The organism is Arthrobacter ginkgonis, assembly GCF_039540195.1.
Lineage (GTDB): Bacteria > Actinomycetota > Actinomycetes > Actinomycetales > Micrococcaceae > Zafaria > Zafaria ginkgonis.
Window position 1 is genome coordinate 210,077 of record NZ_BAABEO010000019.1, and the last position, 13,705, is coordinate 223,781.

The 13,705-nt window shown below is 70.6% G+C and carries 11 protein-coding genes; 9 read left to right on the top strand and 2 right to left on the bottom strand.

Features of this window, described 5'->3' with window-relative positions:
• Positions 1–30 precede the first annotated feature (30 nt).
• Both ABD912_RS14045 and ABD912_RS14050 read left to right on the top strand, forming a co-directional pair.
• Positions 31–924: a methyltransferase domain-containing protein gene (locus ABD912_RS14045; RefSeq protein ID WP_345151647.1), complete on the top strand. Its 894-nt coding sequence runs from the start codon at positions 31–33 to the stop codon at positions 922–924.
• 64 nt (positions 925–988) lie between these two features.
• On the top strand, positions 989–1,696 hold the full coding sequence (locus ABD912_RS14050) for a PIG-L deacetylase family protein (RefSeq protein ID WP_345151648.1): 708 nt from the start codon (positions 989–991) through the stop codon (positions 1,694–1,696).
• A gap of 21 nt (positions 1,697–1,717) precedes the next feature.
• Here ABD912_RS14050 and ABD912_RS14055 read toward each other — a convergent pair whose 3' ends face one another.
• Positions 1,718–2,389, bottom strand: coding sequence for an MBL fold metallo-hydrolase (locus ABD912_RS14055; RefSeq protein ID WP_345151649.1), 672 nt, complete (start codon positions 2,387–2,389; stop codon positions 1,718–1,720).
• A gap of 145 nt (positions 2,390–2,534) precedes the next feature.
• Between ABD912_RS14055 and ABD912_RS14060 the strand changes: the two genes are divergently transcribed.
• The 5 genes from ABD912_RS14060 to uvrC all read left to right on the top strand — a co-directional run bounded on the left by ABD912_RS14060 (position 2,535) and on the right by uvrC (position 9,315).
• A complete protein-coding gene (locus ABD912_RS14060) occupies positions 2,535–2,912 on the top strand; it encodes a GntR family transcriptional regulator (protein ID WP_345151650.1) in 378 nt (125 codons plus the stop codon).
• A 63-nt stretch (positions 2,913–2,975) separates the two neighbouring features.
• Complete coding sequence (gene uvrA, locus ABD912_RS14065) at positions 2,976–5,870, top strand: excinuclease ABC subunit UvrA (protein ID WP_345151652.1); 2,895 nt, start codon at positions 2,976–2,978, stop codon at positions 5,868–5,870.
• An 87-nt stretch (positions 5,871–5,957) separates the two neighbouring features.
• Positions 5,958–6,671: an HAD hydrolase-like protein gene (locus tag ABD912_RS14070; RefSeq protein WP_345151654.1), complete on the top strand. Its 714-nt coding sequence runs from the start codon at positions 5,958–5,960 to the stop codon at positions 6,669–6,671.
• Positions 6,672–7,340 (top strand): lysophospholipid acyltransferase family protein, encoded by a 669-nt coding sequence (locus ABD912_RS14075; RefSeq protein WP_345151657.1) that lies wholly within the window; start codon positions 6,672–6,674, stop codon positions 7,338–7,340.
• A gap of 10 nt (positions 7,341–7,350) precedes the next feature.
• Complete coding sequence (gene uvrC, locus ABD912_RS14080) at positions 7,351–9,315, top strand: excinuclease ABC subunit UvrC (protein WP_345151659.1); 1,965 nt, start codon at positions 7,351–7,353, stop codon at positions 9,313–9,315.
• Positions 9,316–11,184: 1,869 nt separating this feature from the next.
• Here uvrC and dtd read toward each other — a convergent pair.
• Positions 11,185–11,625: a D-aminoacyl-tRNA deacylase gene (gene dtd, locus ABD912_RS14085; protein ID WP_345151660.1), complete on the bottom strand. Its 441-nt coding sequence runs from the start codon at positions 11,623–11,625 to the stop codon at positions 11,185–11,187.
• A 138-nt stretch (positions 11,626–11,763) separates the two neighbouring features.
• Between dtd and rapZ the strand changes: the two genes are divergently transcribed.
• Both rapZ and ABD912_RS14095 read left to right on the top strand, forming a co-directional pair.
• On the top strand, positions 11,764–12,657 hold the full coding sequence (gene rapZ, locus ABD912_RS14090) for an RNase adapter RapZ (RefSeq protein WP_345151661.1): 894 nt from the start codon (positions 11,764–11,766) through the stop codon (positions 12,655–12,657).
• Positions 12,658–12,663: 6 nt separating this feature from the next.
• Positions 12,664–13,704: a gluconeogenesis factor YvcK family protein gene (locus ABD912_RS14095; protein WP_345151662.1), complete on the top strand. Its 1,041-nt coding sequence runs from the start codon at positions 12,664–12,666 to the stop codon at positions 13,702–13,704.
• Position 13,705: the final 1 nt, after the last annotated feature.

A 13,705-nucleotide genomic window follows, 5' to 3' on the forward strand; every position in this document is an offset into this window, starting at 1 on the left:
CCCCCTCCCGTTGCCCCGTAGGCTGGCCCCATGCCTTCCACCAGCTGGGACCCGGACCTGTACCTGAGGCACGCGGACCCGCGCGGGCGTCCCTTCTTCGACCTCGCCGCCCGCATCGGCGCCACCGCGCCCCACGCCTGGGAGCCCCGCGCGGTCGTGGACCTCGGGTGCGGTCCCGGCGGATTGACGGCCGCGCTCGCCGACCGCTGGCCCGGCGCCCGGGTGCTGGGCCTGGACTCCTCCCCGCGGATGGTCGCCACGGCCCGTGCGGCGCACGACGCCGGGACGGACGCCCACCGTCCCAACCTCACTTTCGCGCAGGCCGACGCCGGGGCCTGGGATCCGGATCCCGGTACGGACGTGGTGGTCACCAACGCCATGCTCCAGTGGATCCCCGGACACCTGGACCTGGTGGGGCGATGGCTTGACGGCCTGGCCCCGGGCGCCTGGTTCGCCGCGCAGGTGCCGGGGAACTTCACGGCACCCTCGCACGCGCTGCTGCGCCGGCTGGCCGAATCCCCGCGGTGGGCCGGCAGGCTGGGCGGGATCGTGCGGCACGGGATCCTTCGGCAGGGTGCAGGCCCGGACAGTGCCAGCCTGGGCAGTGCAGGCCCGGACGGTGACGCCGTCGCGGAGCCGGCCGGCTACCTGCGGCTGCTGCTGGACCACGGGTTCGATGCCGACGTCTGGGAGACCACCTACCAGCACGTGCTGGAGGGAACCGACCCGGTGCTGGAGTGGGTCCGCGGGACCACGCTGCGCCCGGTGCTCGATGCGCTGGATGCGGAGGAGGCCGCCGCCTTCGAGGCCGAATACGGCGCGGCGCTGCGCACCGCCTACCCGGCGTTCCCCGGCCCCGACGGGCGCGCCCTGACGGTGTTCCCGTTCCGCAGGATCTTCTTCGTGGGACGCAAGCAGGGCTGACCGAACCCCTGGAAAAATCGAACCCGCGGAGGAACGGATGGATGACCGCCCCGCATTGGAACCGATGCCCGCAAACTGGCGCCGCGCCCTGGTGGTGATGGCCCACCCGGACGATCCCGAATACGGGGTGGCGGCCGCCGTCGCCGAGTGGACCGCCGCCGGCCGCGAGGTCTCCTACCTGCTGGCCACGCGCGGCGAGGCCGGGATCGCGGGCCTGCCCCCGGCCCAGTCCGGACCGCTGCGCGAGGCGGAGCAGCGCCGCGCCGCCGCGCAGGTGGGCGTGAGCGGCGTCGACTTCCTCGAGTACCCGGACGGACGGCTCCAGGAAAGCCCGGCGCTGCGCCGGGACATCGCGCGCGCCATCCGCATCCACCGCCCCGACGGCGTCGTCACGCTCAACCACCGGGACACCTGGGGACCGGGCGCCTGGAACTCCCAGGACCACCAGGTGCTGGGCCGATCCGTCCTGAACGCCGTCGCCGACGCCGCCAACGAATGGATCTTCCCCGAGCTCGCCGCCGAGGGCCTGGCCCCGCACACGGTGGCGTGGACCGCGGTCTCATCTCCCTGGCCCACGCACGCCGTTACCGTCTCCCCGGAATCCCTGGAAAGGGCGGTGCGCTCGCTGATGGCCCACGAACGCTACCTGCGCGCGCTCGCCGATATCCCCGTCGAGGAACAGGCCCGCCGCCAGGTGGATCTGGTCACCGGCGGCGGGGAGTCCCCCAGGGTGGGGTTCGAGCTGTACGGGTACGAGCTGCTGGAGGGCTGAGCACCCCCGCCGGGGGACCGGCTACCAGCCGCGCTCCCGCCATTCGTCCAGGTGCGGACGCTCGGTACCCAAGGTGGTTCCCGCCCCGTGGCCGGGGTGCACGAGCGCGTCATCCGGGTACCGTTCGAACAAACGTTCGATAACATCTTCGAGCAGCGACGCGAAGCGCTCCGGGTCCTTCCACGTGTTGCCCACCCCGCCCGGGAACAGCGAATCCCCGCTGAAGATGTGCACCGGCCCCTCGGGGTCCGTGTACACGAACGCGATCGAGCCCGGGGTATGCCCCCGCAGGTGCACACACGCCAAGGAGAAGCCCTCGAACTCCAGCACGTCCCCGTGGTGGAGCACGGTATCGGTCGCCACCCCCTTCTCCGCCAGGATCGCCGGCGCATCCTCCGCACCCGCCGCCGTGCGCACCCCCGTCCGCTCCACCAGCTCCGGCAGCGCGCGCACGTGGTCCCAGTGCTGGTGGGTCGTGGCGACCAGTTCCAGCCGGGCCGGGACGGTGGCATCCGCCGCGCCCTCGGCCAGCAGGGACCGGATCGCCGGCAGGTCGTCCGCCGCATCGATCAGCACCTGCGCGCCCGAATCCTTCGCGGTCACCAGGTAGACGTTGTTGTTGTGCTCGGACACCGCGACGGAGCGGATGCTCACGCGGGCCAGGTCGTGAAGCAGTGTCGATGTGCTAGTCATGCGCCCACCCTACCCACGCCCGCACCCCGGACCCGTGCGCCCCGGACCACGGCGGCGCCGATCCCCGCACCTGCCGCCCCGCCCGCCCGAACGGTACGCTTGCCGGGGACCCGGCGCCCGCCGGACCACCCGGAACGGAGGAACCATGGACCCCGAGGTGCTTGCATTCGTGACCGTCAGGCCCGAGGATCCCCGCGCCCCCTACGACCAGATCCGCCACCAGATCCTCGACGCCATCGCCCAAGGCACCCTCCTGCCCGGAACCCGCCTCACCCCCGTCCGCGCGCTCGCCGGACACCTGGGCGTCGCCGTCAACACCGTGGCCCGCGCCTACCGCGAACTCGAACACGCCGGGGCCGTCTCCACCCGGGGGCGCAACGGCACCGTCGTCGAAGCCTCGGGCGACGACGCCGGCCGCCACCTGGGCGAGGCGGCCGCCGCCTTCGCGGCCGAAGCCGTGCGCTGGGGAATCGACGAGGACGCCGCCCTCGACTACGTGCGGGCCGCCTTCCGCGCCCGCTAGGGGAGCCCCGCCCGCAGGTGGTTCGAATGTGTCTTCGAAAAGCTTTTCGACTACCATAAGTGGGTGGCCAACACCAACAGCATCTTCGACGTCAGCCCCGCCCCCGCCAAGCACCACGATCTCACCCGGATCATCGTCAAGGGCGCCCGCGAACACAACCTGCGCAACGTGGACCTCGACCTGCCCCGCGATGCCATGATCGTCTTCACCGGCCTCTCCGGCTCCGGCAAGTCCTCCCTCGCCTTCGACACCATCTTCGCCGAAGGCCAGCGCCGCTACGTCGAATCCCTCTCCGCCTACGCCCGGCAGTTCCTTGGCCAGGTGGACAAGCCCGACGTCGACTTCATCGAAGGACTCTCCCCGGCCGTCTCCATCGACCAGAAGTCCACCAGCAAGAACCCCCGCTCCACCGTCGGCACCATCACCGAGATCTACGACTACATGCGCCTGCTCTGGGCACGCGTGGGACGGGCCTACTGCCCCGAATGCGGCGAACCCGTCACCCGCCAAACCCCCCAGCAGATCGTCGACCAGCTCCTCGAACTTCCCGAAAAGACCCGCTTCCAGGTCCTCGCTCCCGTCGTGCGCGGACGCAAGGGCGAGTTCGCCGACCTCTTCAAGGAACTCGCCGCCAAGGGCTACTCCCGCGCCCGCGTCGACGGCGAAACCATCCAACTCACCGACCCCCCCAAACTCGGCAAGCAGTTCAAGCACACCATCGAGGTCGTCGTCGACCGCCTCGTCGCCAAGGACGGCATCCGCCAGCGCCTCACCGACTCCATCGAAACCGCCCTCGCGCTCGCCGATGGCCGCGTGCTGGCCGACTTCGTGGACCTGGACGCGTCCGACGACGAGCGGGTTCGCGCCTTCTCGGAGAACCTGGCCTGCCCGAACGAGCACCCGCTGGCCATCGACGAGATCGAACCGCGGTCCTTCTCCTTCAACAACCCGTTCGGCGCCTGCCCGGCCTGCACCGGCATCGGCACCCGCCTGGAGGTCGACGAGGACCTGATCGTTCCGGACCCGGACGCCTCGCTGCGCGAGGGAGCGATCGCCCCGTGGTCCCTCGGCACGGCCACCACCGAGTACTGGAACCGGCTGCTCGAGGGGCTGTCCGCGGAGCTGGACTTCTCCTTGGACACCCCGTGGGGCAAGCTGCCGGCCGTGGCGCGCCAGGCGATCCTGCACGGCAAGGACCACAAGGTGGTGGTCCAGTACCGCAACCGCTTCGGCCGCGAGCGCAAGTACAGCACCGGCTTCGAGGGCGTGGTGCAGTACATCCACCGCAAGCACGAGGAAACCGAATCGGAGAACGCGCGCGAGCGGTACGCGGAGTACATGCGCGAGGTTCCCTGCCCGGACTGCAACGGCGCCCGCCTGAACCCGGCGTCGCTCTCCGTGCGCATCAACGGCCGCTCCATCGCCGAGGTCTGCGCGCTGCCGATGCGCGAGTGCTCCGCGTTCCTGGAGGGGCTGGAGCTGACCGGCCGCGAGGCGCAGATCGCCGCCCAGGTGCTCAAGGAGATCCAGGCGCGCCTGCGCTTCCTGCTCGACGTCGGCCTGGAGTACCTGAACCTGGAACGTGCCGCGGGCACGCTCTCCGGCGGCGAGGCCCAGCGCATCCGGCTGGCCACCCAGATCGGCTCCGGGCTGGTAGGGGTGCTGTACGTGCTGGACGAACCCTCGATCGGCCTGCACCAGCGGGACAACCGCCGCCTGATCGAGACGCTCACCCGGCTGCGCAACCTCGGCAACACGCTCATCGTCGTCGAACACGACGAGGACACGATCGCCGAGGCCGACTGGATCGTCGACATCGGTCCGGGCGCCGGCGAGCACGGCGGCCAGGTCGTCCACTCGGGATCCCTGGCCGACCTGCGGGAGAACACCGAGTCCATCACCGGCGACTACCTCTCCGGCCGCCGCCGCATCGAGGTCCCCGCCGCCCGCCGCAAGGTCGACAAGAAGCGCCAGCTCGCCGTCCTGGGTGCCCGCGAAAACAACCTGCGCGACCTCACCGTCAAGTTCCCGCTGGGCGTGTTCACCGCCGTCACCGGCGTCAGCGGCTCCGGCAAGTCGACGCTGGTCAACGACATCCTCTACAAGGTCCTGGCCAACAAGCTCAACAACGCCAAGCAGGTCGCCGGCCGGCACACCCGGGTGGAGGGCCTGGAGCACCTGGACAAGGTCATCCACGTCGACCAGAGCCCCATCGGCCGCACCCCGCGCTCCAACCCCGCCACCTACACCGGCGTCTTCGACCACATCCGCAAGCTGTTCGCGGAGACGAACGAGGCCAAGGTCCGCGGCTACCAGCCGGGCCGCTTCTCCTTCAACGTCAAGGGCGGACGCTGCGAGTCCTGCTCCGGCGACGGCACGCTGAAGATCGAGATGAACTTCCTGCCGGACGTCTACGTCCCCTGCGAGGTCTGCCACGGCGCGCGCTACAACCGCGAGACGCTGGAGGTCCACTACAAGGGCAAGAACATCGCCGAGGTGCTGGACATGCCCATCGAGGAGGGCGCCGAGTTCTTCGCCGCCTTCACCCCGATCGCCCGCCACCTGAACACCCTGGTCGACGTCGGGTTGGGGTACGTCCGCCTCGGCCAGCCGGCCACCACGCTCTCCGGCGGCGAGGCCCAGCGCGTCAAGCTGGCGGCGGAGCTGCAGAAGCGCTCCAACGGGCGCAGCATCTACGTGCTGGACGAACCGACCACCGGGCTGCACTTCGAGGACATCCGCAAGCTGCTGCTGGTCCTGCAGGGGCTGGTCGAGAAGGGCAACTCGGTCATCACGATCGAGCACAACCTGGACGTCGTCAAGTCCGCCGACTGGGTCATCGACATGGGCCCGGAGGGCGGCTCCGGCGGCGGACAGGTGGTGGCCCAGGGCACCCCCGAGGAGGTCGCCAAGGTCGCCGAAAGCCACACCGGGCGCTTCCTGGCCGGGATCCTCTAGGCCGGGAACCGGGGCGCCCGTGCCGCGACGCATTCCGCGCGCGGCATGGGCGCCGGGCAGGCGCGTCCGACGTGCAAGAATGTCGGGGTGAAGTTTCCCGCCCGCTCCGTGCTCTTCGACCTCGACGGAACCCTCGTCGACCCCGCCGGAGCCATCACGGGAGGGATCCGGCACGCGCTGCTGAGCAGCGGAATCCCCGATCCCGGGCAGGCGCTGCTGGACACGCTGGTCGGTCCGCCGCTGGCCCACGGGCTCATGACGGTCCCGGGCATGACCGAGGCCCGGCTGCCCGCCGTGATCCGCGACTACCGCTCCGAGTACTCGCGGCACGGCATCTTCAGGAGCCGCCCGTACCCCGGCATTCCCGGGCTGCTGGACGGGCTGCGCGCGGCGGGGATCACCCTGGCCGTGGCCACCTCCAAGCCGGAGCACATCGCCCTGGCCCTGCTGGAGGCCCAGGGGCTGCTGGACAAGTTCGACGCCGTCCGCGGAGCCGCCGCCGCCGAACAGGATTCGCTGGCCGAGGGTCCGGGCAAGGGCCACATCGTCCGGGCCGCCCTGGAAGCCCTCGATGCCGGGCCCGACACGGCCGTGATGGTGGGGGACCGGCACTTCGACGTCCAGGGCGCCACCGTCTGCGGGCTCGAGTGCATCGGCGTCGCCTGGGGCTTCGCCCTGCCCGGCGAGCTGGAGGCGGCCGGTGCCGCCGCCATCGTCCATTCGGCCCATGAACTGGAGGACATCCTCTTCGGAGGCCTCCCCGGGACCCAGGTCCCCGAAACGAAAGGCAAGGCAGAGTAGGTGCCATTCTTCGAGGTCGTCCGCGCATCCTTCCGCGGGACCATTAAGGCCACGTGCCGTCCAACGGTCACCGGCATGGAGCACATTCCGGCCCAGGAGCCGTTCATCGTCGCCTCCAACCACCTGTCCTTCCTGGACAGCATCATCATCCAGGCCCTGATGCCGCGCCCGGTCGCCTTCTTCGCCAAGGCCGAGTACTTCACCACCCCCGGGGCGAGGGGGGCGGTCATGAAGGCGTTCTTCGAGTCGGTCGGTTCCATCCCGGTCGAGCGCGGCGAGCAGGCCGCCTCCGTGGCGGCCCTCGACTCGCTGGTGGGGGTGCTCGACGGCGGGGGAGCCGTGGGCATCTACCCCGAGGGCACGCGCTCCCGCGACGGCCTGCTCTACCGCGGCCGCACCGGCGTCGGCTGGCTGGCACTGTCCACCGGCGCCCCCGTGGTGCCCGTGGGCCTGATCGGCACCGAGCAGCTGCAGCGCCCCGGCAGCAACCGGATCGTGCCGCGCCACTTCACGCTCAAGGTCGGCGAGCCGCTGCGCTTCGACAAGGTCGGCCCCAAGCACCCGCTGCCGGAACGCCGCCGAGCCACGGACACGATCGTGGACGCCATCGCCGCCCTCACCGGCCAGCAGCGCGCCGAGGGGTACAACCAGGCCCCGGCGGCGGAGTAGCCTCTTCACCATGGCCGACCCGTCCAGCTACCGGCCGCGGCCGGGGGAGATCCCCACGGCCCCCGGCGTCTACCGCTTCCGCGACCCGCACGGCCGCGTCATCTACGTCGGCAAGGCCAAGAGCCTGCGCCAGCGGCTCAACTCCTACTTCGCGAACGTCTCCACCCTTACCCCCAAGACCCATGCGATGGTGCACACCGCCGCCGGCGTCGAGTGGACCGTGGTGGGCAGCGAGCTGGAGGCGATCCAGCTCGAATACACCTGGATCAAGGAGTTCGCGCCGCGGTTCAACATCGTCTTCCGCGACGACAAGTCCTACCCCTACCTGGCCGTCACGATGGGGGAGAAGTACCCGCGCGCCCAGGTGATGCGCGGGGACCGGCGCAAGGACGTGAAGTACTTCGGCCCGTTCTACCCGGCCAAGGCCATCCGCGACACCCTGGACACCCTGCTGCGCGTGTTTCCGGTGCGCACCTGCAGCGCGGGCGTGTTCCGCCGCGCCGAGGCCAGCGGGCGGCCCTGCCTGCTCGGCTACATCGACAAGTGCTCGGCCCCCTGCGTGGGCCGGATCAGCCCGGAGGACCACAAGGAGCTGGCCGCCGATCTCTGCCGCTTCATGGGCGGCGAGGGCACCCGGTTCATCCGCGACCTCGAGGCGAAGATGGCCGCGGCCGCCACGGCCATGGAGTACGAGAACGCCGCCCGCTACCGGGACGACATCGCCGCGCTGCGCCGCGTGTTCGAACGCAACGCGGTGGTCCTGGCCGAGGACACCGAGGCGGACGTGTTCGCCGTGTCCGAGGACGAGCTGGAGGCCGCCGTGCAGGTCTTCCACGTGCGCAACGGCCGCATCCGCGGCCAGCGCGGCTGGGTGGTGGAGAAAGTGGAGGATTCCACCCCCGAGGAGTTCATCGAGCACCTGCTCCAGCAGGTGTACGGCGAGGGGGCCGGGACCGAACGCATCCCGCGCGAGGTGCTGGTGCCGGTGGAGCCGGCCGACGCCGTCGACCTCGCCGAATGGCTCCGCGGCCTGCGCGGCGCCGCGGTCAGCCTGCGCGTGCCCCAGCGCGGGGAGAAGGCGGCGCTCCTGGAGACGGTGAGGGACAACGCCGAGCAGGCGCTGCGCCTGCACAAGTCCCGGCGCGCCGGGGACATCAGCAACCGCAGCGCCGCCCTGCAGGAGCTGCAGGAAGCGCTTGGGCTGCCCGTGCCGCTGATGCGCATCGAGTGCTACGACATCTCCCACGTCCAGGGCACCAACGTGGTCGCCTCCATGGTGGTGGTCGAGGATGGGCTGCCCAAGAAGTCCGACTACCGCAAGTTCAACATCACCGGGGACGCCGCGCGCGACGACACCGCCTCGATGTACGACGTCATCACCCGCCGCTTCCGCCACTACCTCCAGGACCAGACGCACATGGCGCCGGCGATCAGCGGCGCCATCGACCCCGACGAGGAGGAGATTGGTCTCGGCGCGCCGCGGAAGTTCGCCTACCCGCCGTCGCTGGTGGTGGTCGACGGCGGCCCGCCGCAGGTCGCCGCGGCGGTGAGGGCGCTGGAGGACCTGGGCATCGACGACGTGTATGTGGTGGGCCTGGCCAAGCGGCTCGAGGAGCTGTGGCTGCCCGACGACGAGTTCCCGGTCATCCTCCCGCGCGCCTCCCACGGGCTGTACCTGCTGCAGCGGATCCGCGACGAGGCCCACCGCTTCGCCATCACCTTCCACCGCAAGAAGCGCTCGGTCTCCATGATCGCCTCGACGCTCGACGACGTGCCCGGCCTCGGCCCTGCCAGGCGCGCGGCGCTGCTGAAGCACTTCGGGTCGCTCAAGCGCATGCGCGCGGCCACCGAGGAGGAGTTGCGCGAGGTGCCCGGCGTCGGACCCGCCCTCGCGGCGCAGCTGGTCGCCATCCTGGCCGAGGGGGAGCCGGCCGCGCCGGCGGTGAACATGACCACCGGCGAGGTGCTCGACTAGGTCCCGGGACGGGACGGGCCGCGGGCGGCGATGCCCGCGGCCGTTCCGTGCCCGCAGGCGTTCCTTTGCTGGGAGCCGGGAACTCGGATCGCCCCCTCCGGGACCGGTCCTCCGGCGCGCGTGCCCGGAAGCGCGAACCCATGCCCCCCAACGCCGCGCCGACGTGCCGACGTGCCGCGCATCCGCGCCGTGAGCCGGCGCGGATGCCGGAGCGCGGAAAAGAGCGTGGCAAGCGGCACGGACCGACTCCATGGAGCGATCACGCTCCCCCACTAAAGAAATACATATGCTAGATCGGTTTCCGACTTAGTGGCCTCCGGATGTCCGCGGCTTGGATGGGACCGCTGGCCAGGCGAAAGATGCCCGGACGGGGGAGGGGGCCGGCCCGCATCCGCCGCGGATGCTCGGGGGCGGCCGGCGCGAGTCGGGGGACTGGCGGGGCGGAGAAGCCGAGGGGAGCGGGAATGCCGAGTGTGGCGGGGTCGCCGGAGCGGCTCAGGTGTGGTCCGCGATCCGGGATGTGGGGCAGCGGCAGCGGCATCGGCGGGCCGGGGTGGGGTAGTCCTGCGTCGCAGCCGGGCATCAGGAATCCGCGCCAGGATTTCGTCCCCAACGATTCTGTCCCCGACAACTCCGCCCCAGGAGCCCGCCGGCGGAAGGCGGAAGGTAGTAGGGCGACGGCGGCGCGAGGATGCGGGTGCGGGGCCGCCCGCAGGGTCCGGTCCTGGGTCGATCGCGCTCCCCCAAGTAAAGAATTATATATTCTAGATCGGTTTCTGACTTAGTCGACCAGTCCGTGTTTGGCTTCACTTCGCAAAATCCAGTCAGCAAGAAATCCGAGAACGGGGAAGGGGTGGCAGGGGGTACGTGCGCCTCCGGCGGCAGCGCCAGGGTTGACCAGCGGGTCCGCCCGCACGCGTTGGCGACAACCTGCCCTGCGCTGGTGCCCCTTGACTGGACGGACGAACGGACGAACGGAGGAGCGGGGGAGTCGCGAAAGGCGGGAGTGCGAAAGGGCACTGCATGAAAGGGCACTGTGCGCGTCCGGGGCCTCGGCAGGGGAGGGCGCCCGTCTACGGGAAGGGTCGCTCCCGCGGGATAGCGCCCGGCATGGAGCACCGTGGTCGGCCCGGCGGCCTGCAGGAGAGGACGGCCGTGCGAACACGCCGCAAGCTGGGCGGAGTTCAGGCGCGGGCCCGCGGCGATGGGATGTGTGGCGGGCGGTGCCGCCAGCGGGTGCGGGGAATCCGGGGGTGTGACAGTAGAGAAATATATATGCTAGATCGGTTTCTGACTTACCATCCCTTGAATGTCACAGGTTCCAGCTACTCCTTTCCGAACGTCAAAAATCCACTGACGGGGGAGGGGCCCTCGCCGTTTCCGGTGCGGAAGCGCGATTGCACACGGCTCTTTGGGGCCAGGGGCGTCGGCTGGGCCGGTTGCCCCTGAGCGGGGGAGTCCGCCAGCGACTGCCCGCCGGTGCCAGGCGTAGTCGCTGGCAGGGGGTGGAGGGTTGGACGCGCAGGGGTGGGTGCACAGAGGGGCCTTTGCCCGCGAGCAGGGGACCGTCCCAGGCCATCGGATCGCGGGTGCGAGGGCCTGGCGGGTTGCAGCGCCGGCGACAACTGCCACCCGGCGCGCCGGGAAACGCCGGCGTCGCGGCAATGCTCCCTGGTGGCTCCGTTGTGGAAATGTGGAAAGGTTTGGAGTTATTTATAATCTAGATCGGTTTCTGACTTAGTCATTTCATGGGACAGGAAAGTCCCAGCCAAACCTCACGACCCAGCACAGCATCACTGACGCAGGGGGCGGACCTGCCGCACGGGGACGGCGCGGCAGGTCCGGGGAACGGCGCGCGGCGGCGTGAGCTCAGCCAGGCAGGTCCGCGGTGTCGACGATCAGGGTGAACGGCCCGGAGTTCACCAGGGCGACCTCCATCATGGCGCCGAAGACGCCGGTGGAAACCTTGGCCCCGAGGGCGCGCAGGCAGGAGACGAACTCCTCGTAGAGCGGTTCGGAGTGGTCCCGGCCGGAGGCGGCGGTCCAGGACGGGCGGCGTCCCTTGCGCACCTCGCCGTACAGCGTGAACTGGCTGACCACCAGCAGGGGAGCGGAGGCCGATTCGCAGGACTGCTCGTCCTCCAGCATGCGCAACCTCCAGACCTTTTCGGCCAGCCGGGCCGCCTCCGCCGGGCCGTCGGTGTGCGTGACCCCGAGCAGCACCAGCAGGCCGGGCCGGTCGAGCGAGCCGACGGTTTCCCCGTCGACGCTGACGGAAGCGGTGCGGGCGCGCTGCAGTACGGCCTTCATGATGCGGATTCTCCTGTATCGGTCCTAGTGGGCCCCGGGCGCCGGGCCGGTTCCGACTTTACGCGGCTGTCCGGGCCCGGCGTCTGTGCCGAGGGCGAAAAGGCGTTGCCGCGTCCCAGCGCGGGATAGGCTTGGGCCATGTCCACCGAGCAGTCCGAGGTCACCGCCGTCGATTCCGAACTTCTGATCATTACCGGCATGTCCGGTGCCGGACGCACGACCGCGGCGCACGCCCTCGAGGACCACGGTTGGTACGTCGTGGAGAACCTGCCGCCGCAGATGCTTGGCACGCTGACCGAACTGGTTGCCCGCATGCACGGGGCGATCCCGAAGCTCGCGGTCGTGATGGACGTCCGCAGCAAGGCGCTGTTCCCGCAGGTGCGCGAAAACCTGGCGCTGCTGAGCGCGGCGGGGGTGAACTACCGGGTGCTGTTCCTGGACGCCAGTGACGACCTGCTGGTGCGCCGGTTCGAGATGGGGCGCCGCCCGCACCCGCTGCAGGGACCGGGCCGGATCCTCGACGGGATCGCCGCCGAACGCGAGGTGCTGCGCGAGTTGCGCGAGGCCGCCGACATCGTCCTGGACACCACCCCGATGAACGTCCATGCCCTGGCGACGGCCATCACGGAGCTGTTCTCCGAGACCGGCACGGTGGTGCTGCGCCTGAACGTGATGAGCTTCGGCTTCAAGTACGGGCTGCCGTCCGACGCCAACTACGTCGCGGACATGCGCTTCATCCCCAACCCGCACTGGGTTCCGGAACTGCGCCGGCACACCGGCCTCGAGGCGGACGTCAGCGACTTCGTGCTCGCGGCGGAGGGCGTCGAGGAATTCATCTCCGCCTACCTGCGCGCCCTGGAGCCGGTCTTCGAGGGGTACCGCCGCGAGAACAAGCACTACGCGACCCTCGCGGTCGGCTGCACCGGAGGCAAGCACCGCTCCGTTGCCATCAGCGAGGAACTTGCCCGCCGGCTGCGCCAGCTGCCGAACGTCACGGTCCAGGTCTCCCACCGCGACCTTGGGCGGGAGTAGGCGGGGATGTCCTTCTACACCAGCCAGTTCCCGCTGGTTCCGCGTCCTGCTTCGCGGGAGGGCAACGGAACCGTGCGCGTGGCCGCCCTCGGCGGAGGGCACGGCCTGTCCGCCTCGCTGTCCGCGCTGCGCCGGCTGACCACGGAGATCACCGCGATCGTGACGGTGGCCGACGACGGCGGATCGTCCGGCCTGCTGCGCCAGGAACTCGACGTGCTGCCCCCGGGCGACCTGAGGATGGCGCTGGCCGCCCTCTGCGACGACACCGACTGGGGCCGCACCTGGCGGGACGTCATGCAGCACCGCTTCACCTCCAAGCCGGGCAGCCCGGGCTCGCTGGACAACCACGCGCTGGGAAACCTGCTGATCGCGACCCTGTGGGAGCTTCTGGGCGATCCGGTGGCCGGGCTGCGCTGGGCCGGCGCCCTGCTGGGGGCCCGCGGGACGGTCCTGCCGATGAGCACGGTTCCGCTGACGATCTCCGGGGACGTCCTTGGCCCGGGGGAGGGCGGCCAGCTGGTGCGCCGCCGCGTCGTCGGACAGGCCAAGCTGGCCACCGCCGGCCAGATCGGGATCGTCAGCAACGTGCGCCTGGAGCCGGCCGACGCCCCCGCCTGCGCCGAGGCGCTCTCCGCGATCGAGCTGGCCGACTGGGTGGTGCTCGGCCCGGGCTCCTGGTACACCTCCGTCCTGCCGCACCTGCTGCTGCCGGAGATGCGCCAGGCGCTCCAGGACACGGAGGCCCGCCGCCTGCTCACCATGAACCTGGCCACGGAAACCAAGGAAACGATCGGCATGAACGCCGCCGACCACCTTGACGTGATCGCGCGGTACGCGCCCGAGCTTCGGCTGGACGCGGTGCTGGCGGACCCGTTGTCGATCGATGACGAAGAAACGTTTCGGCAGGCCGCCGCCCGGCTGGGAGCCCGGTGCTTTTTCGGTAAAGTAGGCAGCGGTGCCGGTCGTGCGACCCATGATCCGCTGCGGCTTGCCGCCGCCTACCACGACGTATTCACCTCGTTCGACAAAGATTCGCCAAGCAGTTAGG

What these genes read in the sequence shown, in the direction of transcription:
- ABD912_RS14045 (WP_345151647.1), top strand. Translation starts at nt 31, where the DNA reads ATGCCTTCCACCAGCTGGGACCCGGACCTGTACCTGAGGCACGCGGAC.
- ABD912_RS14050 (WP_345151648.1), top strand. Translation starts at nt 989, where the DNA reads ATGCCCGCAAACTGGCGCCGCGCCCTGGTGGTGATGGCCCACCCGGAC.
- ABD912_RS14055 (WP_345151649.1), bottom strand. Translation starts at nt 2,389, where the DNA reads ATGACTAGCACATCGACACTGCTTCACGACCTGGCCCGCGTGAGCATC.
- ABD912_RS14060 (WP_345151650.1), top strand. Translation starts at nt 2,535, where the DNA reads ATGGACCCCGAGGTGCTTGCATTCGTGACCGTCAGGCCCGAGGATCCC.
- uvrC (WP_345151659.1), top strand. Translation starts at nt 7,351, where the DNA reads ATGGCCGACCCGTCCAGCTACCGGCCGCGGCCGGGGGAGATCCCCACG.
- dtd (WP_345151660.1), bottom strand. Translation starts at nt 11,625, where the DNA reads ATGAAGGCCGTACTGCAGCGCGCCCGCACCGCTTCCGTCAGCGTCGAC.
- rapZ (WP_345151661.1), top strand. Translation starts at nt 11,764, where the DNA reads ATGTCCACCGAGCAGTCCGAGGTCACCGCCGTCGATTCCGAACTTCTG.
- ABD912_RS14095 (WP_345151662.1), top strand. Translation starts at nt 12,664, where the DNA reads ATGTCCTTCTACACCAGCCAGTTCCCGCTGGTTCCGCGTCCTGCTTCG.